The organism is Paenibacillus sp. ATY16 (genome assembly GCF_003399985.2).
Lineage (GTDB): Bacteria > Bacillota > Bacilli > Paenibacillales > Paenibacillaceae > Pristimantibacillus > Pristimantibacillus glycanilyticus.
On record NZ_NMOK02000026.1, the window covers coordinates 169,145 to 193,831 of the forward strand.

At 51.7% G+C, this 24,687-nt stretch carries 25 protein-coding genes; 17 read left to right on the forward strand and 8 right to left on the reverse strand.

The genetic code is table 11. From position 1 onward, the window contains the following. Positions 1–11 precede the first annotated feature (11 nt). From CFI03_RS17505 to CFI03_RS17515, 3 genes are all read right to left on the reverse strand, one after another. The gene (locus CFI03_RS17505; protein ID WP_248758221.1) at positions 12–914 is read right to left on the reverse strand and encodes a TIGR01777 family oxidoreductase; all 903 of its coding nucleotides are present in this window, start codon (positions 912–914) and stop codon (positions 12–14) included. A 17-nt stretch (positions 915–931) separates the two neighbouring features. Beyond that, positions 932–1,438, reverse strand: a complete 507-nt coding sequence (locus CFI03_RS17510) for a hypothetical protein (protein WP_201006287.1) — start codon at positions 1,436–1,438, stop codon at positions 932–934. Positions 1,439–1,616: 178 nt separating this feature from the next. Continuing rightward, positions 1,617–2,054 (reverse strand): DUF2621 domain-containing protein, encoded by a 438-nt coding sequence (locus tag CFI03_RS17515; RefSeq protein WP_015842874.1) that lies wholly within the window; start codon positions 2,052–2,054, stop codon positions 1,617–1,619. Positions 2,055–2,154: 100 nt separating this feature from the next. On the opposite strand from CFI03_RS17515, the gene CFI03_RS17520 reads away from it, so the two are divergent. From CFI03_RS17520 to ppnP, 4 genes are all read left to right on the forward strand, one after another. Next, the gene (locus tag CFI03_RS17520; RefSeq protein WP_127490858.1) at positions 2,155–3,285 is read left to right on the forward strand and encodes a deoxyribonuclease IV; all 1,131 of its coding nucleotides are present in this window, start codon (positions 2,155–2,157) and stop codon (positions 3,283–3,285) included. 47 nt (positions 3,286–3,332) lie between these two features. After that, positions 3,333–4,211 (forward strand): formyltetrahydrofolate deformylase, encoded by an 879-nt coding sequence (gene purU / locus CFI03_RS17525; RefSeq protein WP_127490857.1) that lies wholly within the window; start codon positions 3,333–3,335, stop codon positions 4,209–4,211. A 156-nt stretch (positions 4,212–4,367) separates the two neighbouring features. Beyond that, the gene (gene tkt / locus CFI03_RS17530; RefSeq protein WP_248758222.1) at positions 4,368–6,386 is read left to right on the forward strand and encodes a transketolase; all 2,019 of its coding nucleotides are present in this window, start codon (positions 4,368–4,370) and stop codon (positions 6,384–6,386) included. 38 nt (positions 6,387–6,424) lie between these two features. Then, positions 6,425–6,742: a pyrimidine/purine nucleoside phosphorylase gene (ppnP, locus tag CFI03_RS17535; protein ID WP_015842878.1), complete on the forward strand. Its 318-nt coding sequence runs from the start codon at positions 6,425–6,427 to the stop codon at positions 6,740–6,742. Between the two features lie 281 nt (positions 6,743–7,023). Here ppnP and CFI03_RS17540 read toward each other — a convergent pair whose 3' ends face one another. Beyond that, positions 7,024–7,938 (reverse strand): NAD(P)-dependent oxidoreductase, encoded by a 915-nt coding sequence (locus CFI03_RS17540; protein ID WP_349292484.1) that lies wholly within the window; start codon positions 7,936–7,938, stop codon positions 7,024–7,026. 270 nt (positions 7,939–8,208) lie between these two features. Between CFI03_RS17540 and CFI03_RS17545 the strand changes: the two genes are divergently transcribed. The 6 genes from CFI03_RS17545 to CFI03_RS17570 all read left to right on the forward strand — a co-directional run bounded on the left by CFI03_RS17545 (position 8,209) and on the right by CFI03_RS17570 (position 14,216). Then, positions 8,209–9,558, forward strand: a complete 1,350-nt coding sequence (locus tag CFI03_RS17545; protein ID WP_127490854.1) for a glucose-6-phosphate isomerase — start codon at positions 8,209–8,211, stop codon at positions 9,556–9,558. Next, the gene (locus tag CFI03_RS17550; RefSeq protein WP_248758224.1) at positions 9,558–10,190 is read left to right on the forward strand and encodes a YigZ family protein; all 633 of its coding nucleotides are present in this window, start codon (positions 9,558–9,560) and stop codon (positions 10,188–10,190) included. The genes CFI03_RS17545 and CFI03_RS17550 overlap by 1 nt, the downstream gene beginning before the upstream one ends. Before the next feature lie 246 nt (positions 10,191–10,436). Continuing rightward, complete coding sequence (gene cysT / locus CFI03_RS17555; protein WP_248758225.1) at positions 10,437–11,252, forward strand: sulfate ABC transporter permease subunit CysT; 816 nt, start codon at positions 10,437–10,439, stop codon at positions 11,250–11,252. 2 nt (positions 11,253–11,254) lie between these two features. Further along, complete coding sequence (locus CFI03_RS17560; protein ID WP_127491085.1) at positions 11,255–12,052, forward strand: sulfate ABC transporter permease subunit; 798 nt, start codon at positions 11,255–11,257, stop codon at positions 12,050–12,052. 3 nt (positions 12,053–12,055) lie between these two features. Then, positions 12,056–13,120: a sulfate/molybdate ABC transporter ATP-binding protein gene (locus CFI03_RS17565; protein WP_248758226.1), complete on the forward strand. Its 1,065-nt coding sequence runs from the start codon at positions 12,056–12,058 to the stop codon at positions 13,118–13,120. A 34-nt stretch (positions 13,121–13,154) separates the two neighbouring features. Next, positions 13,155–14,216, forward strand: a complete 1,062-nt coding sequence (locus tag CFI03_RS17570; RefSeq protein ID WP_248758227.1) for a sulfate ABC transporter substrate-binding protein — start codon at positions 13,155–13,157, stop codon at positions 14,214–14,216. Positions 14,217–14,274: 58 nt separating this feature from the next. On the opposite strand, the gene CFI03_RS17575 is transcribed toward CFI03_RS17570, so the two are convergent. Continuing rightward, entirely contained in the window at positions 14,275–15,081 is an 807-nt protein-coding gene (locus CFI03_RS17575) for a Cof-type HAD-IIB family hydrolase (protein WP_248758228.1), read from the reverse strand. Between the two features lie 171 nt (positions 15,082–15,252). Between CFI03_RS17575 and CFI03_RS17580 the strand changes: the two genes are divergently transcribed. The 4 genes from CFI03_RS17580 (at position 15,253) to CFI03_RS17595 (ending at position 18,196) form a co-directional block, all read left to right on the forward strand. Beyond that, positions 15,253–16,671, forward strand: coding sequence for a S41 family peptidase (locus CFI03_RS17580; protein ID WP_248758229.1), 1,419 nt, complete (start codon positions 15,253–15,255; stop codon positions 16,669–16,671). A gap of 91 nt (positions 16,672–16,762) precedes the next feature. Continuing rightward, positions 16,763–16,984 carry a DUF1450 domain-containing protein gene (locus CFI03_RS17585; RefSeq protein WP_015842888.1) on the forward strand — a complete coding sequence of 74 codons (222 nt, stop codon included), beginning with the start codon at positions 16,763–16,765 and terminating at the stop codon, positions 16,982–16,984. Positions 16,985–17,079: 95 nt separating this feature from the next. Then, entirely contained in the window at positions 17,080–17,583 is a 504-nt protein-coding gene (locus CFI03_RS17590; RefSeq protein ID WP_248758230.1) for a ferritin, read from the forward strand. Between the two features lie 79 nt (positions 17,584–17,662). Further along, positions 17,663–18,196 carry a hypothetical protein gene (locus CFI03_RS17595; RefSeq protein WP_248758231.1) on the forward strand — a complete coding sequence of 178 codons (534 nt, stop codon included), beginning with the start codon at positions 17,663–17,665 and terminating at the stop codon, positions 18,194–18,196. Here CFI03_RS17595 and CFI03_RS17600 read toward each other — a convergent pair. Then, positions 18,193–20,271 carry an ATP-dependent helicase gene (locus CFI03_RS17600; RefSeq protein ID WP_248758232.1) on the reverse strand — a complete coding sequence of 693 codons (2,079 nt, stop codon included), beginning with the start codon at positions 20,269–20,271 and terminating at the stop codon, positions 18,193–18,195. The two genes, CFI03_RS17595 and CFI03_RS17600, sit on opposite strands and share 4 nt — an antisense overlap. 96 nt (positions 20,272–20,367) lie before the next feature. Here CFI03_RS17600 and CFI03_RS17605 point away from each other — a divergent pair, with 96 nt between their 5' ends. From CFI03_RS17605 to fur, 3 genes are all read left to right on the forward strand, one after another. Next, entirely contained in the window at positions 20,368–20,934 is a 567-nt protein-coding gene (locus tag CFI03_RS17605; protein ID WP_248758233.1) for a GNAT family N-acetyltransferase, read from the forward strand. A gap of 135 nt (positions 20,935–21,069) precedes the next feature. Further along, the gene (locus CFI03_RS17610) at positions 21,070–21,561 is read left to right on the forward strand and encodes a GNAT family N-acetyltransferase (protein ID WP_244935482.1); all 492 of its coding nucleotides are present in this window, start codon (positions 21,070–21,072) and stop codon (positions 21,559–21,561) included. A gap of 135 nt (positions 21,562–21,696) precedes the next feature. Further along, on the forward strand, positions 21,697–22,167 hold the full coding sequence (gene fur / locus CFI03_RS17615) for a ferric iron uptake transcriptional regulator (protein ID WP_041614036.1): 471 nt from the start codon (positions 21,697–21,699) through the stop codon (positions 22,165–22,167). 59 nt (positions 22,168–22,226) lie between these two features. Here the strand turns inward: fur and CFI03_RS17620 are convergent, their stop codons facing one another. Together CFI03_RS17620 and CFI03_RS17625 are read right to left on the reverse strand one after the other, a co-directional pair. Further along, on the reverse strand, positions 22,227–22,559 hold the full coding sequence (locus tag CFI03_RS17620) for a DUF1904 family protein (RefSeq protein WP_248758234.1): 333 nt from the start codon (positions 22,557–22,559) through the stop codon (positions 22,227–22,229). 203 nt (positions 22,560–22,762) lie between these two features. Then, positions 22,763–24,628, reverse strand: a complete 1,866-nt coding sequence (locus tag CFI03_RS17625) for a prenyltransferase/squalene oxidase repeat-containing protein (protein ID WP_248758235.1) — start codon at positions 24,626–24,628, stop codon at positions 22,763–22,765. Positions 24,629–24,687: the final 59 nt, after the last annotated feature.

The following is a 24,687-nucleotide window of genomic DNA, read 5'->3' on the forward strand; positions in this document are numbered from 1 at the left end:
CTGCTTTTATTTTATGTTTGGCTTATTTCCTTCATTGCGCTTTCGATCGTCGGGTATTTGAACGCAAAGCCGTTTTCCAAGGCTTTGCGAGGCAATGCGCGTTGCCCTTCGAGAAGCAGGGAGGACATTTCTCCGAGTACGGCCTTTAACAGAAAGGCTGGTGTTGGCAGCCAATGCGGTCGTCCAATAGCCTTCCCTAACGCGCGTCCGAATCGGTCGTTCGTAACGGGTTCGGGAGCCGAGGCATTTACCGGCCCCTCAATTTCGCGGTGATCCATGCAGAACAAAATCAGCCGGACCAGATCCTCCAGATGAATCCACGACAGCCATTGCGAACCGCTTCCAAGCCGCCCCCCAGCGAATAGCCGGTGAGGCAGACTCATCAGGGGGAACGCGCCGCCGGTCCGGTTAAGCACGACGCCTACCCGCAGCTTAACCAGCCTTTTTACGGGAATGGAATCGGCAGCTTTCTCCCACTGCTCCACAACGCCGGACAAAAAGTCGGTTACCTTCATCGGACTGTCTTCCGCAAACGTAGCCGTTAACGAGTTGCCGTATGCAGAAATGCCGGAGGCGTTAATCACGGCCTCCGGCTTGGTGTTTAGTTCGGTTACAAGCTTGGCAATACGCGAAGCGGCAACTATCCGGGATTGAAGAACACGCTGCTTGGAAACTTCCGTCCAACGCTGGTTAATGCTTTCGCCGGCCAGATTTACGATCATATCCGTGCCCTCCAGCCGCTGAGGCGATGCGGCAAGCTCGTCCCATGTCATATGATGGAGCTTAGCATTCCGAGGTGAAGCGGAAGCCGTTCCTTTCCTGGATACGACAGTAACTTCATCGCCCCGTTCAAGCAGTGCCTTCACCAGCGCCCGGCCAACAAAGCCGGTTCCTCCCGTTACCGCAACGCGCATTGTTCATCCGTCCTTCATTAGGATTTGACTTCGAGCTTCTTCAGGAAATATTGCGTTACATCGCCGCTGACCTTTTCGGTATAGTCGAACTGTACCTTTGTGTCCGGCGGTATGCTGTTAATTTTGTCCGTCAGATCGTCCGTAAATTGAAGCACCATCGGTCCATCCGGCAGGTCGATTTCAACCGAGGTTGTGTCGGCTTGTCCGACAAAGACGCCTTCGTTTGTCTTAACGGCGCTGTCATCGGGCGCTGCGCTTGCATCCGTATCCGGCGAAGCCGTTCCCGTATCCGCCACTCCGTTGTTTTGCCCTTCGGACTGGCTATTTCCCGTATTATTGTCAGTTGTATTATTGCTTGTGTTCTCCGGAGAGGCGTTGGCCGGTTGTTCAACCGACGAGCCTTGTTCATTGCCGTTTGAATTGGCTTTGTCCGAACCGCATGCCGATGCGGTCATCATCACCGCGAGCAATACGGCGCTTGCCGCGATTAAGCTGCTCTTCTTTTTCGTTTTCATAGTTGTCATAGAAGCACCTCCTGAAAGCATTTGCTGAAGAATGAACATACAAACAGCCGTGTACAAGCTGTTTATATGTTTTATAACGAAATAATCCGTTTAAGGTTCCAATAGATTTGTAAACACTATTCATAAGGATTAAACAATGGGCTGCCCCTGTAACTGAAGCAGCCCGTTGCTCTTTTGTTTATTTATTGAGCAAATGCCGATAGGGATCGTAGTCGATTCCCTTGCGTTCCAGGAAAGAAACAAGGCTTCGATAGTCACGCTTAGGCGTTGCGCGTATGTATCCTTCGATGCAGTGATCCCGCGTTACTTCCGAAGCTCCGTTGTCAATGGCGACCTGACCGATTTTCGCGGCAATGGAATGCTTGGCGATATCCCGGAATGCGGACGGAACGGGAGAGACAAGCTCGTCCAGAAATCCTTTTGATTCGTCGGTCCACATGCTGCGGCTCCGTTCGACCCAGTAGTTTTGCCAGTCCAGCTTAGACTTGCCGTCTCGCTGAGGCAGCACCTTCAAAAACTTGCGGAACATGAAGAAACCGCCGATGGCCATAGCGCCGACCATTACGACCGCCCAGAAAATGATGAAAAACATAAACCAATCGGGAGCTGATTTCATACTGTACCTTCACCTCAGGAAGAATTATACCGTATTCCTAGATTTATTTCGACATTCCTTGTAAAATAAGGGTTGATCAACCGAAAGGGGCGTTTAAAAGATGTTGAAAATCGGTTCCCATGTATCATTTTCGGACAAGGGGCTGCTTACCGCGGCCAAAGAAGCCGTATCCTACGGTTCCAGCTCGTTTATGATTTATACCGGCGCACCGCAGAATACACGGAGAAAGCCAATCGAAACTTTATATATTGAAGAAGGCAAACAAATGATGGAGCAGGCAGGCATCAACGAGATTGTCGTGCATGCGCCTTACATCATTAACCTGGGCTCCTACAAGGACGACACCTTTGAGCTTGCCGTCCGCTTCCTTCAAGAGGAAATCCGCCGCACCGATTATATCGGAGTGCGCAATATCGTTCTGCATCCTGGCGCCTATACGGACAAGGATGCCGAGTACGGCATCGCCCGCATTGCCGAAGGCTTGAACGAAGTATTGGAAGGCACAAAAGATACGAACGTTAACATCGCTCTCGAGACGATGGCCGGCAAAGGTACGGAGATCGGCCGCAGCTTCGATGAGCTTGCTCAAATTATCGATAAAGTGCAGAATAACGACCGTTTGACGGTATGCATGGATACCTGCCACATGCACGATGCGGGTTACGATCTTATCAATGATCTGGACGGCGTGCTGCAAAAATTCGACCAGACCGTTGGACTTGACCGCGTTGCGGTTGTCCATGTCAATGACAGCAAAAACCCGGTAGGCGCGGGCAAAGACCGCCATGCTCCCGTAGGTGCCGGCTGGCTTGGACATGAGGCGATTCATAGAATCGTTCATCACGAAGCGCTTGCGGGCCGTCCGTTTATTTTGGAAACGCCATGGATCGGCAAGGATGACAAGAAGCAGTTCCCGATGTACGAAGCGGAAATCGCGCTGCTCCGCGGCGATGCGATGGAGCGCTTTGGCGAGTCGTTCTTCGACCATGTAGAACGTCTGCATCACTTCTATGGCAAGCAGGAAATCGACCCTCGCCAGTTCGTATTGTCGACCTGGGACGTTCTGAAGAACGATGCCAAGGCGAAAAAAGCGGATCCGCGCGAGCCAATGGAGCGCCTGTTCGATCTTCTGGCCGAAAGCGACGCGCTTCCGGGCGATTTGACCGAAGAACAAATCAACAAACGGATTACGGCATGGTTCGCCGGCAAGCAATTGCTTAAAACGGTGTAACAAATCTTTAAGATAACCACTGCAAAAGGAAGGAAGTTTTAACGTTTATGTCTTCATCTACTACTGAGTCGCGCAGCGGACGCGCGCGCATGCTGATCTCGTGCCCGGACAGACCGGGTATCGTGGCGGCGGTTTCGCATTTCTTGTACGAGCATGGTGCGAACATTGTACAATCGGACCAATACACGATGGATCCGGAAGGCGGCATGTTCTTTATCCGCTTTGAATTCGATTTGAACGATATGGACAAGGAGCTTCCGATTCTTGTTGAAGATTTCGCCCGCGTGGCGGACCGCTTCGATATGAAATGGCATACGTTCCGCGCGAGCCGCAAGAAACGTCTTGCGATCTTTGTTTCCAAGGAAGACCATTGCCTGATGGAGCTTCTGTGGCAGTGGAAAGCGGGCGATCTGGACGCGGATATTGCGATGGTCGTGAGCAACCACCCGGATATGAAGGACATGGTCGAGTCGTTCGGCATTCCTTACCACCATATTCCGGTTACTGCGGATACCAAGGCGGAAGCGGAGCGCAAGCAGATGGAGATCGTTGCGGACAAGGCCGACCTGATTGTTCTAGCCCGTTACATGCAGATCATCTCGCCAAAATTCATCGAGCAGTTCCCGAACCGCATTATCAATATCCACCATTCCTTCCTTCCGGCCTTCGTTGGCGGCAAGCCTTATGCGCAAGCTTATAATCGCGGTGTTAAAATCATCGGCGCAACGGCACATTATGTAACGGAGGAACTCGACGGCGGTCCGATTATCGAACAAGATGTTCAGCGCGTCAGCCACCGCGACAATGTAGAGGAATTGAAACGAATCGGACGCACAATCGAACGCGTTGTTCTCGCGCGTGCCGTGAAATGGCATACCGAAGACCGAATTATTGTGCATCAGAACAAAACGGTCGTTTTCAATTAATCCAATAAATGCTCTTGCCTTTCTCCATTTTAAGGATGGCAAACGAGTTTTCGGAATGGTACAATATTCAAAGCCTTTGCGCTACAACTCGCGCTATATCCAGATATATAGAGAGAGACAGAGCAATTTTAAACAGGAATTAGGAGGAAGTAAGAAATGACAGTTACACAAAAATCGATTGAACAGCTGTCGATCGACACGATCCGTACGCTGGCAATCGACTCCATCGAGAAAGCAAAATCCGGACATCCAGGCATGCCAATGGGCGCAGCTCCAATGGGCTACCAGCTGTTCGCGAAAAACATGACGCATAATCCGTCGAACCCGACTTGGATTAACCGCGACCGTTTCGTTCTGTCCGCAGGACACGGTTCGATGCTGCTTTACAGCTTGCTCCACCTGAGCGGTTACGATCTTCCTCTGGAAGAGCTGCAAAACTTCCGTCAATGGGGCTCCCTGACTCCGGGTCACCCGGAATTCGGCCACACGGCTGGCGTTGACGCAACAACCGGTCCGCTTGGACAAGGCGTTGCCATGGCTGTAGGTATGGCGATGGCAGAAGCTCATCTGGCAGCTACTTACAACAAAGAAGGCTTTGATGTAGTTAACCACTTCACATACTCCATTTGCGGCGACGGCGACTTGATGGAAGGCATCTCCCATGAAGCGGCTTCCTTCGCAGGCCACCTGAAGCTTGGCAAATTGGTTGTTCTGTACGATTCGAACGATATCTCCCTTGACGGCGCGCTTGACCTGTCGTACTCCGAAAGCGTTCAAAAGCGTTTCGAAGGCTATGGCTGGCAAGTTCTTCGCGTTGAAGACGGCAACGACCTGAACGCTTTGACTAAAGCAATCGCGGAAGCGCAAGCGGAAACAGGCAAGCCGACTTTGATCGAAGTTAAAACCGTTATCGGCTACGGCAGCCCTAACAAAGGCGGCAAAGGCGGACATGCTGGTCCTCACGGTTCCCCGCTGGGTGCTGACGAGACTAAGCTGACTAAACAATTCTACGGCTGGAACGAAGAGCATCAATTCCATGTACCCGACGAAGTTCGCGCTCACTTTGCTGAAGTGAAGCAAAACGGCGAGAAAGCAAACGCTGCTTGGAACGAGCAGTTCGAAGCCTACAAGAAAGCATACCCAGAGCTTGCAGCTCAATTCGAGCTGGCGACTTCCGGTCAATTGCCTGAAGGCTGGGATAAAGACCTGCCTAAATACACGACGGAAGACAAGCCGCTCTCGACTCGCGTAGCTTCGGGTAACGCTCTGAACGGTCTTGTTCATAACGTACCTGCTCTGGCTGGCGGTTCCGCTGACCTTGAGAGCTCGACAATGACTCACCTGAAAGGGTTGGCACAATTCAAGCCGGGCAGCTACGACGGCCGCAACATCTACTACGGCGTTCGTGAGTTCGGTATGGCTGCAGCTATGAACGGCATGAGCCTGCATGGCGGCATGAAAGTATTCGGCGGTACGTTCTTCGTATTTACCGACTACCTGCGTCCGGCAATCCGTCTGGCAGCTATCATGAAACAACCGGTTACTTATGTTCTGACGCATGACTCGATCGCCGTTGGCGAAGACGGTCCTACGCATGAACCAATCGAGCAGCTGGCTTCGATCCGCATCATTCCTGACTTGACCGTTATTCGTCCTGCTGACGCGAACGAAACTTCCGCAGCTTGGGCTTATGCCGTTGAGAACCAAAGCAATCCGGTAGCGCTTGTTCTGACTCGTCAAAACCTGCCTGTACTGGAAGGTACGGTTGAAGGCGTTCGCGAGAACCTGAAGCGTGGCGCGTATGTGGTATCCGATGCTGCAAACGGTGCTCCACAGGCTCAGATCATCGCTACAGGATCCGAGGTTCAACTGGCTGTTGCGGCTCAAAAAGCGCTCGCTGAAGAGGGCATCCAAGTTCGCGTAATCAGCATGCCAAGCTGGGATCTGTTCGATAAACAAGATCAAGCGTACAAAGATTCCGTTATCCTGCCTGAAGTTAAAGCTCGCGTTGCTGTCGAAATGGCTCATCCGTTCGGTTGGGATCGTTTCGTTGGCGATAAAGGCGTGGTTATCGGTATCGATCGCTTTGGCGCATCCGCACCTGGCGACCGCGTAATCAAAGAATACGGCTTCACGGTTGAGAACGTAGTAAGCAAAGTGAAATCGGTTCTGTAATTTAATAAGCTATTTGGCGTAGAGGAGCTAACCATACAATGTCGCAATTTGAAAACGTAACGGTTGTCAAAGAAGCTAATGTTTACTTTGACGGCAAAGTAACTAGCCGCGCTGTTCTGTTCGCGGATGGCACGAAAAAAACGCTTGGCATTATGCTTCCTGGCGACTACGAGTTCGGCACGGACTGCATTGAGATTATGGAAATTTTGGCTGGCGACCTGAAGGTGCTGCTTCCTGGCGAAACAGAGTGGGTACACATTCAAGGCAAAGGTGAGTTCACCGTTCCGGCCAATACGAAGTTCAAGCTTCAAGTAGCGGCTGTATCCGACTACTGCTGCTCTTACATCTACGAATAGCAGGTTGAAAAAGGGGCTGTCCCATCGTTTTGACGATGGGACAGCCCCTTTGTATTTAGGTTAAACTGCAAACTGCGCATTTTAATGTTCTTCCGATCGCCATTGCTCAGGGATTCCTTTGAATCAACGAGGTATGGTTGGAATCCCTTCACAAAAACGACCGCTGACGCTTCTACAGAAACATTAAAATGCTACGTTTGCCATTAACCTGTTCATTTCAAAGGCAAGCAGAGATTAAAAAGTGGCCATGCAAGGAACTGCATGGCCACTTTAATTACAATTTACTTTTTATCGCCGATTTTGCGGCCGATCCATTGCTCATAGGCTTGGGTCACGCTGCTCATGTCGAGCTCGCCGAGACCCATGGAATCGCCGATCTGGAACAAGCTTTTTGCCGCTTCCAGCATTGGCGTAGGCACCTTCAGGCCATCCGACAGCACGGAGGAGAGGCGTAGATCCTTCAGCATAAGCGCGAGGGAGAATTGGACGTCGTAATCGCTGGCAAGCACTTTCTCGCCCTTCAGCTCGGCTGTACGGCTTGCTGCGCCGCCGGATTGGACAAGCTCGAGGAACGCGCTGCCGCTGATGCCGCCGCTTGCCGCGATCGCCATGCCTTCAGCCAGGGCCGCCATATTGATGCCAACGATGGTGTTATGCGCAAGCTTTGCGGTCGCACCGCTGCCGTTAGCGCCCATGTAGATTACCTTGCGGCCCATAGCGGTCAGAACCGTCTCGACCTCTTTCAGGGTCTTTTCGGGACCGCCAACCATAAAGGTCAACGTGCCGCCTTCAGCCGCCGGCTTGCTGCCCGTAACCGGAGCATCAAGGAAAGATGCGCCTTTCGACTCTGCCGTTTCCGTAAGCTCTAGAGCGAGGGATGGAGAAATCGTGCTGCTGTCAATCAGGATGGTGCCCGGACGGACTGCGTCAAAAATCCCGTTTTCCCCATAATAAACTTCGCGGATCGCCGCGTCGTTGCTGATCATCGTGATCACGATTTCGGCTTCGCGCACAGCGTCGGCCGGAGTTGCGGCTTCGTTTGCCCCGCAAGCGATAAGCTCGCCGGCTTTGCCGGCTGTCCGGTTGTACACTTTAACCTCAAAGCCGCTGCGAAGCAGGTTCGCAGCCATGCCGTAACCCATCACGCCAAGACCGATAAATCCGATTTTTTTCATGTACAGTTCCCTCCAGTGTATCTTTAAGTTCTAAGTATTAATCACTTTTATCTTCTATCATAGCTTAGATTCGAGCGGAATGAAACTTGCCCGGCAGTCGAAGGCAGACGCGGCCGTTCTCGCTTGGTTAGCTCCATAATGCATCAAGCCATAAAAGCTTTTACTAATCATTATAGATAATCTTCATACCTTTTTCATGGTTTGTTGCTTGTTTTTCAAATCTAAATCCGATATTCTAAAGGCTAAGTATGACAGGTAATTGAAAAACAGTATCAGGGAGGCCTTTCTTTCATGAGTAAAACGGTAAAATTCGATTACACTAAAGCCCTTGGCTTTATCGGACAACATGAAATCGACAATTTGTCGGAACAAGTTCGTATCGCCCACGAACAATTACATAATGGTACTGGCGCAGGCTCCGACTACCTCGGTTGGATTGACCTGCCTAACAATTATGACAAAGAAGAATTCGCCCGCATCAAGCAATCCGCTGAGAAAATCAAATCCGATTCCGAAGTGCTGGTTGTTATCGGCATCGGCGGTTCTTACCTTGGCGCGCGCGCGGCAATCGAGATGCTCTCGAATTCCTTCTACAACCTGCAAACAAAAGAACAGCGCAAAACTCCGCAAGTTCTGTTCGCGGGCAACAACATCAGCTCGACTTACGTGACGCATCTGCTTCAATTGCTGGATGGCCGCGACTGGTCGATCAACGTGATCTCCAAATCCGGCACAACTACCGAGCCGGCAATTGCGTTCCGTATCTTCCGCGAAGCTCTCGAGAGCAAATACGGCAAGGAAGCGGCACGCAAGCGTATCTACGCAACAACGGACCAAGCAAAAGGCGCCCTGAAGAAGCTGGCGAGCGAAGAAGGCTACGAGTCGTTTGTTATCCCTGACGATGTCGGCGGCCGTTATTCCGTCCTGACAGCTGTTGGCCTTCTGCCAATCGCCGTTGCTGGTGTCGACATCGACGCGATGATGCAAGGCGCGGCAGACGCATCGAAAGAATACAGCAATCCGAATCTCGCCGAGAACGAGGCGTATCAATACGCTGCGGCGCGCAACGCGCTCTACCGCAAAGGCAAAGTAACGGAAATCCTCGTGAACTACGAGCCTAACCTGCACTTTGTATCCGAGTGGTGGAAGCAGCTCTTCGGCGAAAGCGAAGGCAAAGATTACAAAGGCATCTATCCGGCATCCGTCGATTTTTCGACAGATCTGCACTCGATGGGCCAATTCATCCAAGAGGGCAACCGCAATATCTTTGAAACGGTTATCCAAGTAAACGAGGTTGCCGAGCACATCACCATTGGCAACGATCCTGCTGACCTCGACGGATTGAACTTCCTGACAGGCAAAACGATGGACTTCGTTAACAAAAAAGCATTCCAAGGTACGCTTCTGGCCCATACGGACGGACAAGTACCTAACTTTATCGTGAACATCGCCGACATGACGCCTTATACGTTTGGTTACATGGTTTACTTCTTCGAGAAAGCCTGCGGCATCAGCGGCTACCTGTCGGGCGTGAATCCGTTCGACCAACCGGGCGTAGAGGCGTACAAACGCAATATGTTCGCGCTGCTTGGCAAACCAGGCTACGAGAAAGAAAAGGCTGAGCTCGAAGCTCGTCTGTAATGCTGGAGCGTTATTCTACGGTTAGAGGTCCGGGCAGCGAAGAGGTCGTTATCAAGAGGTCCCGTTTTATCGGCTACGCAAAGCCGGTAGAGACGGAGGAGGAAGCCGTTTCGTTCATCGATGAGATCAAACGGCTTCATCGGGCTGCCACCCATAACTGCTCGGCTTATGTAGTCGGGGAACGCGATCAGCATCAGAAAGCCTCCGATGACGGTGAACCTAGCGGGACGGCCGGCAAGCCAATCCTTGAGGTCATCAAGCATAAAGGTTTAAAAAACGTTGCGGTCGTGGTTACTCGTTATTTCGGCGGGATTATGCTTGGTGCCGGCGGTCTGGTCCGTGCTTATACGGACGGCGCGGTAGCGGGCATCGAAGCAGCCGGCGAAATCGTGAAGGTGCTGCACCGGGAAGTTTTTGTTGACGTGGACTATACCTGGTACGGCAAAGTGGAGAATGAGCTCCACGGCCGGGGGACTCGTCTTGGCGGCACTGAATTTACGGATCGCGTTACGGTGAAATGCCTTCCCGTCGTATCGGAGGCCGACGCTTTTGTGGCGTGGATAACCGATTTGACGCAAGGACAAGCCGTCATTACGGAGGGCGAAGAGCTTTATTATATCGAAGGCGAATAAGAAAAGCCGCCCGTTGTCTTGGCTAAAAGACAGCAGGCGGCTTTTTGCTATGTTCTAAGGAATGTTATTACAGCAAAAATGGACAGTCCAATTACGCATAAAATGTAAATATGGGATTGACTAGACCAGTTGTTCTCTGCTAAATTTAGAATACCAAGTGATCTAATAGGAATTGTGTATTTACTATTGATTAAGGTTTAGCAAACACCTACGGTTCGAACCGGTGGTTTGGAGGTCATAAGCAGCATGAATGTCATGTTTCGCAGCAAGTGGTGGAGCTTCGGATTTCGGAGCGCGATTATGCTCTACTTTATTGTATTAATTGTACTTCCCATTATCGGAATTTATACGCAGTCGGTATCCAGGGGGGTTGTTCCCTTCTGGGAGAGTATATCGGATCCCCTGGCATGGAAGGCCGTGCTGCTGACCATTAAGCTGGCGCTTATCGCAACCGTCATTAACGTGCTGCTGGGTTCTATGATCGGATGGGTACTAATCCGTTACCGTTTTCCGGGAAGAAGGATTTTGAACAGCTTGGTTGACCTGCCGTTTGCTCTTCCGACTGCCGTAACCGGGCTTATGATTTTGCTTTTGCTTGGCCCAGGGAGCTTTGTCGGCGAGCTGGCTTCGAAGATGGGCTTTACGATTGTATTCCATCAGCCGGCGATTGTGATCGCCATGGTCTTTGTAACTTTTCCGTTTGTGATCCGGGCGGTTCAACCGCTGCTCGAGGAGATCGACAAATCGGAAGAAGAAGCCGCCTACACGATGGGCGCAAGCAAATTCCGTACCTTTTTTAGCGTCATCTATCCTTCCATGCTGCCGGGAGTAATCAGCGGTGCGATGCTGGCTTTCTCAAGAGCACTAGCGGAGTTCGGGGCCGTTGTACTGGTAGCGGGCAATATCCCGGGCAAGACGCTGATTGCCGCCGTTTATATTTTTGGAGAAATTGAGAGTGACAATCCGCAAGGGGCTGCAGCGGTTTCGGTATTGCTGCTGACGCTTTCGTTTATCATTTTATGGACGGTCAACCTGATTCAATCGAGGAGGCCGGGGAAATGACAATTAGACGAACGTGGATTGGTCTTACTTATATCGTTTTTACCTTATTGCTGATTATTCCGCTTATCGAGATCTTCACGGGCTCGTGGGCGGACGGCTGGAGCGGCTTTGTTGAAGGGTTAACCCGCAAGCAATCGCTTCATGCTTTGCAGATGACGGCCATTATTGTAGTCGTTGTAACGGCTATTAACACCGTGTTTGGCGTTATGCTGGCGCTTTATCTAGTTCGCGCCCATTGGATCGGACCCCGCATGAAGCGGCTGCTCAACAGCATCGTGGATTTGCCGTTTGCCGTATCGCCGGTTATCGGCGGTTTGATGATTGTTCTTTTATTAGGTCCTAATACCGTAATCGGTTCATTTTTCGAGGATACAGGCTTTAAAGTCGTTTACGCCCTGCCGGGGATGATTCTTGCTTCCCTGTTCGTGACGTTCCCGCTGATGGTGCGCGAGGTGTTGCCGGTGCTTCAGGAGATTGGCGCCCAGCAGGAGGAAGCGGCCTCTACTCTAGGCGCTTACTCGTGGTATACGTTCTGGAAGGTGACCTGGCCGTCTATCCGCTGGGGGGTTATCTACGGCGTTGTATTGACGGTAGCAAGAACGCTAGGCGAGTTTGGAGCTGTGCTTGTCGTATCGGGCAATATTATGAACAAGACGCAGACGGCTACCACGCTCGTGTATCAGGATGTCGAGAATTTTAACGTTGTAGAAGCAAACGGCGTAGCCCTTGTGCTTGCCGTATTCTCCGTAGGCCTTCTCCTATTAATGGAATGGGCGAAAAAACGAAAGGAAGTGCATTAAGCCATGCATATTGAAGTTCGTAACCTCAGCAAGAGCTTTGGCGATTTCCACGCCGTGCAGAACGTCAGCTTCGAGATTGAAAAAGGTCATCTGATCGGGCTTCTTGGTCCAAGCGGCGGCGGCAAAACGTCGATTCTTCGTATGCTGGCCGGCCTTGAAACGCCAACTTCCGGGGATATTCTGTTCCATGGCAAGCGGGTTAACGATCTGCCCCCGCAGGAGCGCGGAATCGGCTTCGTATTCCAGAACTATGCTTTGTTCAAGCATATGACCGTATATGACAACATTGCTTTTGGGCTGAAGGTAAAAAAGCAGTCGAAAGAGCAAATCCGCGAGCGCGTATCTACGCTGGTTGAACTAACGGGTCTCAAGGGCTTCGAGCACCGTTACGTGCATCAGCTGTCCGGCGGACAACGGCAGCGCGTCGCTTTCGCCCGCGCCCTTGCTCCCGAGCCGCAGCTGCTGCTGCTTGACGAGCCGTTTGCCGCGATTGACGCCAAGATTCGTACCGAGCTGCGGACTTGGCTGAAAGAAATGATCGAGCGCGTAGGCATCACTTCCATCTTTGTCACCCATGACCAGGACGAAGCGATTGAAGTCGCGGACGAGATCATGATCATCGGCAAAGGCAAACTGGAGCAGAAGGGCACGCCTTGGGAAATTTACAAAAATCCGCAAACGCCGTTTGTCGCAAGCTTTATTGGCGAATCGACGATCGTGGAGGACGTTAAAGTACTAAAAGGCTTTGACGCCGCATTGTCCTTCCCGGGAACAAAAGCTCTCATCCGTCCCGAATATATCGAGATTGGCAAGCCGGGCGAGATTCGCCTGCAGTCCGCGTCCGTAAACGCAACGGTGAAAGCCCTGCATTTCCGCGGCAGCGAGTGGATGGTCGAGCTGCTCGTGGACAACGTAAAGCTTATTACGTACCGTTCGCTGGAGAAGGAAGTGCTGCAGCCTGGCGAGCAGGTTAGCGTGCTTGTCCATCGCGCGTACCTATTCAACGATAACGACAGCTGGATTATGGAAAACAGCCTGAAGGTTGACCCCATGCCGATTCATATCTAAGTACTCATCTTAGTAGAAAGAGTTGTATACGAACATGACAATAAATCGAAGAGCAAGCCGGCGGATTGCCGTACTGCTCCTGGCCGTACTGCTGATTATGACAGCAGGCTGCGGCAAGGAGGAGACGAAGCAGCCTGCTGAGTCTACCGCACAAGACGGTGATGTAACGCTTGTCATCGGTGCCTACTCCGTAGTGAAGGATGCGTTCAGCGAGATTTTGCCGCAATTCCAGGCCTATTGGAAAGAGCAGACAGGTCAGAAGGTTGTATTCCAGGAATCGTATGAAGCTTCGGGGACGCAGGCACGCGCCATAGCCGGAGGCTTCGAGGCGGATGTCGCGATTCTGGCGATGGAAGGCGATCTGGATAAAATCTCGGACGCAGGCTTCATTACGCATGATTGGAAGTCTCAACCGAATAAAGGCTTGATTACGAAATCGATTGTTGTCCTCGGGACCAGAGAAGGCAACCCCAAAGGCATTAAGGACTGGGATGATCTCACCCGCAAAGGCGTAAAGGTTCTCTATCCGAATCCAAAGACATCCGGTGGTGCGCAATGGGATATTAACGCGATCTATGGAGCAGGGCTCAAGAAGTCGGAGGAAGAGACGGGGACAAAGGATCCGGCTTTTGCCAAGAAATATTTGGAGTCGATTCATAAGAACGTGGAGTCACTTGATAAGAGCGGGCGCGCTTCTATGGCGGCTTTCGAATACGGCGTTGGCGATGTGATCGTTACTTACGAGAATGAACTGCTTGGCCGCATAATGAATGGAGTTAAGTATGACATCGTTGTTCCGAAGAACACGATCCTGATCGAGAACCCGGCTGCCGTCGTGGATAAGAACGTCGATAAACACGGTTCGCGCAAAGTGGCCGAAGCGTTTATCTCGTATTTGCAAAGCGAGGAAGCGCAGCGTACGTTCGTCAAATACGGCTTCCGTTCGGTCGACGATAAGGTAGCCGAAGAGTCTAAGGATAAGTATGTCGTACCGGAAGGGCTGTTCGATATTTCCTATCTGGGCGGCTGGAAGGAAGTCCGTCAGAATCTCTATTCGAAAAAAGGCATCTGGTATCAGGTGCTTGCGGGAATTTAAAACGCAACAAAAAACTCCATGGTGGAAGCGCCGCTTCCCCGTGGAGTTTTTCTTTGTTTTATTCGGCGGCTGGCTGCAGGACGAATTTCTCAATGACGTGACGAACGCCTTCTTCGTTATTCGTCAGCGTAATATAATCCGCGATTTCCTTCAGCTTAGGTGTGGCGTTGCCCATTGCCACGCCAAGTCCGGCTGCTTCAATCATTTCGTGGTCATTCCACGCATCGCCAATCGCGATGGTCTGCTCGATCCCGCAGCCCAAATGCTCGGCCATAAACCGAAGCGCATGGCCTTTTGTGCCTTCCTTGTGCATAAACTCGAGGTAATGAGGCTTGGATTTCGTAATATGGACCCGGTCGCCAATAATAGGCTTTAACTCTTCGGCGAGCTGATCCAGATAGGCCGGATCATCGATGATAAGCATTTTATTGTTAGGCTTGTCGAGCAAAGCTTCGAAATCCTCGGCTACGACATACGGGATATTCGTCAGCGTGGAATAGTTGACCGCTTTCTCGTTGGCTTCCTTCACGTACAAAATATCGTCCGCATACAGCTGCAGATGGAGGCCTCGCTGCTCCGTGATCGCGTACAGCTCCTTCGCCGCATCCTGCGGCACGCAGCGCTCGTAGAGCACTTCCCCATCCAGGAGCGTCTTCACAAGCGAGCCCTGATAAGTAATAATCGGAACGTTCAACTGGATCTGATCCGCGATTTTTTTGGCCGAAGCATACATCCGTCCCGTGGCCAGGGTAACGGTTACGCCTAACGCAATGGCTTCCTCCATCGCCTTTTTCGTGCCTTCGGTCACGATTAACTCGTCATTAAGAAGCGTATCATCGACATCGATTGCAATTAATTTGTACATGTCTCTCTCTCCTGTCTCTATTCGTCCAACAAAAGCTAGGTTGATTGTAGCGAAAAATATAACCGGCTTCAACCCTATACCCCTACGGATTACCCCGTCCATTTGCTCAGCGTACCCCAAATAAGCTACATTAGAATACAGAACATCAGTCATAGTCAGGAGTGACCCTTAGTGAAAGAAATCTCGAATGAGGCAGCGAAGCAGCGGATTATAACGTTTGCGGTTATTGGCGCATTACTATTTACGATTATCGGATTTATTCTTGGCTGGCTCTGGATGGAAGTGAGGTATCCGATGCTGAAGGAGCCTGCGTTCCGTAATTTTACGGTGTCCTACAACACCATTATGGATAAATACTTAAACGGCGCGAAGTCGGAGGATCTCATTAATGGCGCCTCCCAAGGCATGCTTGCTTCGCTGGGCGATCCTTACTCTAGATATTTGGTCAAGGAGCAGGGCAGCGCTTATACGCAAGGCTACGAAGGAGAATTCTCCGGAGTGGGCATTACCCTTCAGGAAGCGGACGGCAAGTTTATCGTGGCCAGCGTGACGGAAGGAGCGCCGGCAGAGCGCGGAGGCGTTCACGCGGGGGATGAAATCGTTGGCGTGAACGGGACCTCGATTAAAGGCAAAGAGTACGATGATGTCATTACCGTTCTGCGAGGAGATGCCGGTACGAAGGTGAAGCTGTCCCTTCAACGGGGAGACGTTGCGAAGCCGATCGAGGTGGAGCTGACTAGGGAAGCGATTGCGGTGCATACGGTAACGTCGGAAATGCTCAGCGGCGGCATCGGACACGTAACGATCACGAAGTTCGGGGAGAAGACGGATGACGAGTTCAAGACCGAAATCGGGAAGCTGCAAAAAGAAGGGATGAAGAAGCTGCTGCTTGATCTTCGTTCCAATCCGGGCGGCCTGCTGCAATCCACGATCCAGATTGCGAATATGCTAGTGCCTAAGGATAAAGTCATTCTGGAGGTTGTCTACAAAAACCACACGAATACGGTTACTTACCGCTCGAAGCAGGAGAAGCCATGGACGATTCCGATCGTTGTCCTGGTGAACGGTCAATCCGCAAGCGCCAGCGAGGTGCTGACGGCAGCGCTCAAGGAATCCGCGGGCGCAACGGTTGTTGGGGAGAAAACCTTCGGCAAAGGCATCGTGCAGACCTTCCAGCAGTTCAAGGACAAATCGGTGCTTAGCCTGACGGAAGCCCAATGGAAAACGCCGGGAGGCACCTGGATCCATAAGCAGGGCGTGACACCGGATGTAACGGTAGCTCTGCCGGCCTTCGCAAGCCTCAGCCAGCTTCCGTTCGGAACGGAGCTTAAGACCGGAAGCTTCGGGGACAACGTCAAGACGCTCCAGCTGATGCTGCAGGAGCTCGGATACGCGCCGGTTGGAGATATCGGCTTGTTTAACGAGCGGACCGCTGATGCGTTAAGCCGCTTCCAGAAGGATAATAAGCTGGGGGCAACCGGCACGTTTAACGACATGACGGGCTACCGGATACTCGAGTTATTAAGCGACAAGCTGAAGGAAGAGGATACGCAGCTTCACAAAGGGATCGAAATTTTGAACAGTAAATAAGTCCGCCGAATTCGCTATTGACAACGGGAATGATAATTATTATCATTCATAGAGGAAAGTATTACACCGTTGCGCAGCGAGGTGAGCCGGCATGAAGAAGATCAAATATTGCACCCGGAATTTGAAGAACGGAACCAAGCCTGTTTACAAGGCGATGAAGAACAAGTATCCGGACATAAAGATGAAGAAGAAGGACTGTCTTGGCAACTGCCGAACGTGCAAACGCGAGAGCTTTGCGATGATTAAATCCAGAAGCATCTGCGCTTCGAGCCCGGACCAGTTGTATAAGGAATTGAAGAAATTGATCGGGTAACCAAATATTTTGGGTAATTTTGCATGGGACGGCTTTTGCCGTCCTTTCCGTTTATGTTAGAATAAAACCAAACACGAAAAAGAGGTGCATAAGCGATGAATGATAAATTAGCGGAAGCGCTCAATGAGCAGATGAACTTTGAATTTTATTCGGCGCATGTGTATCTTGCAATGGCAGCCTATTGCTCCGGCGAAAGTCTCGATGGATTCGCGAACTTCTTCATTATCCAAGCTGAGGAAGAGCGTTTCCATGGTATGAAAATATACAAATTCCTGAATGACCGCGGACGCCGCGCTACGCTTACCGCGCTCGGCGAACCTAAGAACGAATACGAGTCCATGCTTGACGCCTTCCAGCACGGCTATGCGCATGAGCAGCAAAATACGAAGCGCTTCTACAACCTGGCGGATCTTGCGCTTAACGACCGCGAGCATGCAACGATGTACTTCCTCAAGTGGTTCATCGACGAGCAGGTTGAAGAAGAAGCGCTGTTCGATAATATTATCCAGAAGCTGAAGCGCATTGATAAGGACAGCAACGCCTTCTACATGCTGGATGCTGAATTCGCGGCACGTACGTTTGTAGCTCCGGCGGAATAATAGACATCATGAAAAGACGGGACCTGGCAGCATAACTGACAGGTCCCGTTTTTTTATGGTCACAAGATGGAGGAATGGAATGTTTATCGCACAGCGTATTTTGGGATATGCGGCTATTTTAATCGGTCTTCTGATTTCCTTTTCGGGACAAATCGGTGAGGCTGGGATGTTCGCCGCCGCCGGATTTGTGCTTGTCTCGCTAGCCGAGCTCGTCCGGCTGCAGCAAGGAATGTACCATCTGGCCTTAGGTCTGCCGCTCAAAAATGAGCAGATTCATAAAATACTTAGAAAAACCCCGCCGGTCAAAGTGACCTCAACGACCTTGTCGATTCATCCCTTTAATGAGACCGAATATCCGCTGCTGGAGCTTCAAGGGGAATCCTATTTACGGGTAAAAGCCTTTATTCCCTATATCGAGCAGTCCGAAACGGAGTACCGTTTCACCTTCCCGGATTCGGCGCTTGTCCTGCTTATTTGCGACCCCCGTTATAGTCAGGGAAGCCGTTTGTTCCAATATAACGACCAAGTATTCGTCAAGCTGTCGGCGCTGCCTCTTTCGGTACAAAAGGAAGGGGACAGGTTACGGGTTGAAATCGCAGCATCGAAGCATTAACTATAGGCATTGATAATAAAAGACGATACCGCCGCGGGCTTGCCGCGATAATAAGCGGGGGAGCTGATATACAGCTCCTCTTCCGCCCTTGTGACGGCCACATAGGCAAGGCGCCGTTCCTCTTCCATCGCAGCTTCGCCGACATTGTCGCCGGCCTGAATAGCGCTTCTATCGCTGTTCTTCTCGGCGGTGATGGCTGAGCTATGAGGCAGAATCCCCTCGGATACGCCGCAAACAAAAACGACCGGAAACTCCAGCCCCTTCGACTTATGAATGGTCATAAAATTGACCGCGTCGGCATTGCTGCTGTCCAGCTTCATCCGTTTCATCTCTTCATGTTTCGCCGCAATCTCGTCGATAAAAGCAAGGAAAGCCGTTATGCCGTCAAAACGTTTGGCTGAAGCCTCAAGCTCGTCCAGCATTTCCTTCAAGGAATCCTTATGCTCGGTTAAGGCCGGTCCGCTTTTGTTAGCTTCAATAAATTGATCGTAGAATTCCATGCGGAGCCGGCGGATCGCCGCCTCCGGCTTCAGCTTCTCCAGGGAACGGATCAGCTTGATCCGTTCTTTTATTTTATCCTGATGGAAGGACTTAATCTCAGGGTACCGGGTCAGATGGATAAGCGGCCATTTTTTGGCCTGCTTCTTATCCTCATTCCATATAAACGCCATCGCCTGATCCGGCCGGACATACATCGTGGCAAGCATCGCTTCCATCGCGTCAAAGTTGCGGCGGTCGACGGACAAGCGAAGATGGGCGATAACCGGCTTGATGACCCATTGCTCGTACAGCGATTCGCCGCTGCCGTAGTCGATAAACGGGACCTGGCGGATAACCAGCTGATCAAATATCGCCCGGCTGCTGCTGGCGGTACGGAACAGGATCGCAAAATCGCGGAACGAGCGGCCTTTTTTCTCCTTCTGCTGAAGCAGCGTATTTACGATCAGATCCGCTTCGTCGTCGCTGTTGCCGGGTCTCGCATATACGGGCGGAAGGCCATGGGGCTTTGCCGTCAGCAAGGTTTTGCTGCGCCGCTGCTTATTATGGCGGATAACGGCGTTGCCTAGGCCAACGATGCCGGAGCCGGAGCGGTAATTGACGTCGAGAATAATGTTTTTGGCGCCGGGGAACTGCTTCTCGAAGTTCAGAATATAATCGTTGCGCGCTCCGTTAAAGGAGTAGATCGTCTGATCGTCATCGCCCACCACCATCAGATTCCGGTGCGGCTGAACGAGAAGCTTGATGATCTCGTACTGAATCGTATTGGTATCCTGGAATTCATCGATCATGACATAGCGGAACCGGTTCTGCAGCATGGCGAGCAGGTTCTCGTCCTGCTTGAGCAACTGGTACGCTTCGAGCAGCATGTCATCGTAATCGATTAAATCCAATTGGCGTTTCCATTCTTCATAACTGGTAAAGATAAGCTTAAGCTGCCGGTCCTCTTCCGTTTTCTCGGGAAGGTCCGGAACCGCAATCATCTGCATTTTATAAGACGACAGCAGGGTTATAAGCGTCTCCGGCTGGTACGTCTCATGCAAATTGCGTTCGCGCAGCAGTCGTTTGAAGTAAATCTGCTTGCGTCCGGCTTCGCCCAGAATATTGTGCTTGTAGCCGCGCCTGCGCAGCATAAGAAGACAAAACGAATGGAAGGTTCGGGCTTCAATCTTGGCTGCGGCTCCTAGCCCGATATTCGGCAGCTGGCTGATTCGTTGCTTCATTTCGTCGGCTGCTTTTTTGGAGAAGGTCATAAGCAGAAGCTGCTGGGGCGGGATGCCGCGGACGGCCAGCATATAGCCGGTTCTGCAGACGAGAACGGAGGTTTTGCCCGAGCCTGCGCCGGCCAGTGTCAGAATGGGGCCATCGATGTGACGCACCGCGGAGATCTGCCTCTGGTTCAACCGAATCCCTTGGCTCTCCAAAGCGCGGAAATAGAAGGCGTCCTTGTCGGAAGGAGGGACCAGCTGCTCGCTTGTATCCGCGGAAGCAGAGGCGGCCGGTGTATAATTTTTATTAACAACGCCGTACGGGCGTTTGTAATAGATTTTATTGTTGGAATTTGTTGCATTGTTCATTGTCCATAATCACCTGTTGTCGATTATAGCATGATAGAATGGGTGTTCGTACGTTAAAACCGAAATTATTAATATTTGGAGAGGAATGAAGACATCATGATTGTACCGGCAGGCAAGGAAGACGTGGAGCAAGTCATGCCGCTGCTGCATGAAGCTATCGGCAACATCGCCTGCTCCCTTGCGGGAGTGGAGGATGAAGCGGAAGCGATGCGGATATTGGCGGAATTTTATATCGAAGAGGGGAACCGTGTCAGCTACCGGAATGTGATCGTAGACAAAAGAGACGGCGTAATTGCGGGTATATTGGTCTGCTATTCCGGGGATCGCGCGGAGCAACTGGATCAGCCGTTAATCGAGCGCGTGAAGCGGGTAACCGATATCGCGGATTACGCGATCTTGACGGAAACGCGTCCTGGCGAGTTTTACCTGGACTCCATTGCCGTCCATTCTTCATTCCGCAATCAAGGCATTGCCAAGGCGCTGATGGCTGCTTTCGAGCAGGAGGCTGTGAAGCAAGGCTATTCTCTGGTTTCGTTAATCGTTGAAGAATACAATGGCCAGGCAAGGCTGCTTTATGAAAAAATGGGCTACAGGGCAGACGGTGAGCTCTTGATTAGCGGACACCGCTATACGAGAATGGTAAAGACTGTATTCGGGAAATAAGGGCGAGGAAAGAAGGAATGCGGCGAGTTATGTCGAAACTGTAGAACCGGCGTAATTATTACAAACTTAACGGGTGATACATATATGAACCTTATCCCTTCCTCTTGGAGTACCCCGACTTTTAGTTGTGAAGATTTGCAGTCATCCGAAATTGGTCTTGTGCAGGAGTTGTATACGGCAAGCGCGCCGGTCGCCTTGTGGGATGGGAAAGAGCAAGATCCTCATTATATCGAGCTTTCCTATCATGAAGGCATACTGCCGGAAGGCGGCGTGAAGGAGCGGTTCCGGATTCAGTCCATAAGGCTGAAAACAACGGAGGAAATCGTTGGCTTCCTCAGCGTGTATCATAGCTACCCTCATCCGGATTCGCTGTATCTGGCCATGATGTGCATCAGCGGTGATTTCCAGAATCAAGGATACGGCCAGGAAGTCATGAAGCATTTTCTGCTGGAGATTGGTCTGCTTGGTTATTCCGAAGTCAGGGTTAATGTCTCTCTCCGCAATTGGGCAGGACTTCGTTTCTGGACGAAATCCGGGTTCAATCGCATCAGCGGTATTTTTGGCGACAAGGAGTTCGCGGAAGGCAAATTTGCGGATATCGAGCTGATTAACCGATGGTCACTGTGAATTTTTAGATGTCATTGTGTAATAATGATAACTATGTTAAGATTATAATTATTCTAAATTATAATCATTCTAAATAAGCTTGAAGTACAACAACGGATATTGAGACACAAGGAAAGGCGGGTGAGCTTTATCATGATCGAAGAACAAATGGAAACGATCAACCGTCAGTTAAGAACAAAAGGCTACAAATTAACACCGCAGCGCGCAGCGACCGTTCGCGTATTGCTGGAGAACGAGAAGGACCATCTGAGCGCGGAGGATGTTTACATGCTGTTGAAGCGCAGCAATCCGGATATCGGTCTGGCAACGGTCTATCGTTCCCTCGAGCTGCTGAGCGAGCTGCACATCGTCGAGAAAGTAAACTTCGGCGACGGCGCAACGCGTTACGATCTGCGGAGCAACGACCAGGAGCATCACCATCATCACCTGATTTGTACCGAATGCGGTACGGTCGAGGAGATCATGGATGACTGGCTGCTGCCGATGGAGAATCGGATTGCGAAGGAATTCGGATTCAAGGTATTGGACCATCGCCTTGATTTTCACGGGATCTGCAAAGCCTGCAAAAGCAAAGCAACGGATAATGACCATAAAGCCGTGTCTTAACATAATAAGGAGCCTTGGATCCCGAATGGATCCAATGGCTCCTTTGTTGTTGAAAAGGCCTAGCTGCACGGCTTTCCGTTTATGTAATAGCTGTCTTCCCGGTACGTACGGAAAGCGACCTCTACTTCAGCGATGCCGATCCGGGCCAGATGCGCGGTAACGGCTTGGGCGAACCGGTCGCGGACCGCTTGTCCGCGCTCGAACCAGCCTACCTCAACGAACGGATACGATTGTCCTTCGGCAAGACCGCCAAAGACGGCCGTCGCATGAAGGCATTCCATCGTGAAGTTATCCGTGCCGCATTCGCAAATGGAGGCCAGATCTTCGGCCAGCGCCAGGCTAACCGTCGTCAGCCGATCCGCGGGTACCCCGCGAAATAAAAGCTGTGGCATATGCTACCTCCTTCTAGTCATGTAAAGCATCAGCACTAGCAAGATGCACTATCCATTAGATTACCTTGACTTGGTCTTATATTGCAATGCATGGAAACTCCGAAGGTGGAGGTTGCGGAAGCCGATGCTCATGCGTTATCGTAGGAGACAAGAGCAAGAACGAAGGCCCCCTTACGGATAAGGGAGCCTTCATGCAAGAAACATCAACTGTACTTGAGCCAAATATTGCTGAGGGCAAGAAGCGGCCAAATATAGTTGTTGCTGGCATAATGGGCATAGACGCTGCCGGGAAGCGCTCCGCCGGTTGGATACGTATACGTCCAGTCATGGCGGTCAAGGGACTGCAGGAGAGCTTCCACGCCGCGTTCCAGAGCGGGAGTAGGCTTAGGCAAAGCAGCGGTCAGCCCATCCAGCGCCCATGCCGTCTGGGATGGCGTGCTGAAGTTTAAGGGAACGTAACGCCGGACTTTATCGCTGATACAGGATTCGCCCCAGCCGCCGTCTTCATTTTGGACCTGGATCAGCCAATCGACTCCCTTCTTGATAGCCGGATGATCCTCCGCGATGCCTACGGCCGTCAGCCCTTGAATAGCGGCACTTGTACCATGCACATAAGTGATGCCCCAGCGCCCGTACCAGCTGCCATTGCTTTCCTGCTGGGACAGGACCCAGCGCAGCGTGGATTCAATCCAGCTGTTGCCGGCGTTCATGCCAAGCTCTTGGCCAAGAAACTGCAGCGTACGCGAAGTCAGGTCGACCGTGGAAGGGTCAACCGCGATATCCTTGGCACCTTCGAAATTAAAAAAAGCAATCGGCAGCCGCGAGCCCTGCCGTTCAAACGCCGGCCAGCCGCCGTTATCGTTGCGCATGGTGAGCACCCAGTTCAAGCCCCGCTGCCAGTCTGCTTGCAGCTCCGGCGTACGGGAGCTGTAGGGCTCGATGGCGCGAAGGGCGGCGGTGGTATCGTCCACATCCGGATAAAGGGTGTTTACGTTGGAGAAGCCCCAGCCGCCGGCAGGCGTGCCGGGATTACGGATTGCCCAGTCCCCAAGCTGGGTCTGCTGTCTTTGGCGCAGATAGGCGCCTGCGTTCTCAAGCGCGGTTGAGGTAGGGTTTACTCCGGCCTTGCGCAGGGCATGAACAAGCATGGCGGTATCCCATACTTCAGAGGACGCGATCTGCACATGGCTGTTGGCGCACATGACGGAACGGATGCCGTGCACCATGCGGTGAATAAGCGGTGAGCTTGACGAATAACCAAGCATCAGCAGCACCAGAATCATAAACATGGTGGCCGTTGTATAAGTGAGCAGCGTACCGTCCGGTTCCAGCCGGTCGAACAGAAATTGAACCGCCTTTTCCTGCGGGGTTGGCGATTCGAAGGGAAGCAGCTCCGACAGCGACAAGGAGCCAACCAAGGTGGCCAGGGCTGCAATCCACGGCGAATCGTTCTCGAATCGCTTGGAGCTGCCGGCGAACAGATCGGACAAATCGGGCATGGAAGCGCTATGCTGGACGAACTGGGCGTTAGCCAGCATAATGATCGGCACGATATGTACGCGGGCATGCCCGGACAAGGAAAAGAGATCGATGCCAATCCCGTTGTCAGAGAAAAAGACCTCGAGGGGAATGCGCATCGACTTTGGCCATGAAGCCTGGCCTGCCGCGGCGAAGATGGCCTGCGTCAGGAGAGAACGGATTTTGGACAAGCCGCCTTTGCTTAAAATAAACTGCTTCGCCTGCTGCATGCGGGGATCCAGCTTATTCAAAAAACCGGAGTAAAGCAGCGCGAAATAAGCTTCGGCCGTCGCATCCAGATTGCCGTCTTCTTCATCGGGGTATATTTTCCAAGTGCCGTTAGGAAGCTGTCTGCTCAAGATCCGGCTAGCTATTTGGCGGATAAGGGCTTCATTCTGGCCGTAGCCAAGCATCCGGAGAATTATGATGAAATAACTGTCCGGCATCGTGCCGGAATCAAAGCAAAGACGCCATGACCCGTCTGCCGATTGAAGCTGCAAGAGCTCACCCCGCATTTGCTCGATCCTCGCGCGGATTCGATTCATATCCATAGACCGCATTCATTCCTTTGCTGCGATGATATTGCTGCTTGTTATGTATATGCGGGAGC

Excerpts from the sequence above, each read along its gene's own strand:
- CFI03_RS17505 (WP_248758221.1), bottom strand. The coding sequence starts at position 914 with ATGCGCGTTGCGGTAACGGGAGGAACCGGCTTTGTTGGCCGGGCGCTG.
- CFI03_RS17510 (WP_201006287.1), bottom strand. The coding sequence starts at position 1,438 with ATGACAACTATGAAAACGAAAAAGAAGAGCAGCTTAATCGCGGCAAGC.
- CFI03_RS17515 (WP_015842874.1), bottom strand. The coding sequence starts at position 2,054 with ATGAAATCAGCTCCCGATTGGTTTATGTTTTTCATCATTTTCTGGGCG.
- CFI03_RS17520 (WP_127490858.1), top strand. The coding sequence starts at position 2,155 with ATGTTGAAAATCGGTTCCCATGTATCATTTTCGGACAAGGGGCTGCTT.
- purU (WP_127490857.1), top strand. The coding sequence starts at position 3,333 with ATGTCTTCATCTACTACTGAGTCGCGCAGCGGACGCGCGCGCATGCTG.
- tkt (WP_248758222.1), top strand. The coding sequence starts at position 4,368 with ATGACAGTTACACAAAAATCGATTGAACAGCTGTCGATCGACACGATC.
- ppnP (WP_015842878.1), top strand. The coding sequence starts at position 6,425 with ATGTCGCAATTTGAAAACGTAACGGTTGTCAAAGAAGCTAATGTTTAC.
- CFI03_RS17545 (WP_127490854.1), top strand. The coding sequence starts at position 8,209 with ATGAGTAAAACGGTAAAATTCGATTACACTAAAGCCCTTGGCTTTATC.
- CFI03_RS17550 (WP_248758224.1), top strand. The coding sequence starts at position 9,558 with ATGCTGGAGCGTTATTCTACGGTTAGAGGTCCGGGCAGCGAAGAGGTC.
- cysT (WP_248758225.1), top strand. The coding sequence starts at position 10,437 with ATGAATGTCATGTTTCGCAGCAAGTGGTGGAGCTTCGGATTTCGGAGC.
- CFI03_RS17565 (WP_248758226.1), top strand. The coding sequence starts at position 12,056 with ATGCATATTGAAGTTCGTAACCTCAGCAAGAGCTTTGGCGATTTCCAC.
- CFI03_RS17570 (WP_248758227.1), top strand. The coding sequence starts at position 13,155 with ATGACAATAAATCGAAGAGCAAGCCGGCGGATTGCCGTACTGCTCCTG.
- CFI03_RS17575 (WP_248758228.1), bottom strand. The coding sequence starts at position 15,081 with ATGTACAAATTAATTGCAATCGATGTCGATGATACGCTTCTTAATGAC.
- CFI03_RS17585 (WP_015842888.1), top strand. The coding sequence starts at position 16,763 with ATGAAGAAGATCAAATATTGCACCCGGAATTTGAAGAACGGAACCAAG.
- CFI03_RS17590 (WP_248758230.1), top strand. The coding sequence starts at position 17,080 with ATGAATGATAAATTAGCGGAAGCGCTCAATGAGCAGATGAACTTTGAA.
- CFI03_RS17595 (WP_248758231.1), top strand. The coding sequence starts at position 17,663 with ATGTTTATCGCACAGCGTATTTTGGGATATGCGGCTATTTTAATCGGT.
- CFI03_RS17600 (WP_248758232.1), bottom strand. The coding sequence starts at position 20,271 with ATGAACAATGCAACAAATTCCAACAATAAAATCTATTACAAACGCCCG.
- CFI03_RS17605 (WP_248758233.1), top strand. The coding sequence starts at position 20,368 with ATGATTGTACCGGCAGGCAAGGAAGACGTGGAGCAAGTCATGCCGCTG.
- CFI03_RS17620 (WP_248758234.1), bottom strand. The coding sequence starts at position 22,559 with ATGCCACAGCTTTTATTTCGCGGGGTACCCGCGGATCGGCTGACGACG.
- CFI03_RS17625 (WP_248758235.1), bottom strand. The coding sequence starts at position 24,628 with ATGGATATGAATCGAATCCGCGCGAGGATCGAGCAAATGCGGGGTGAG.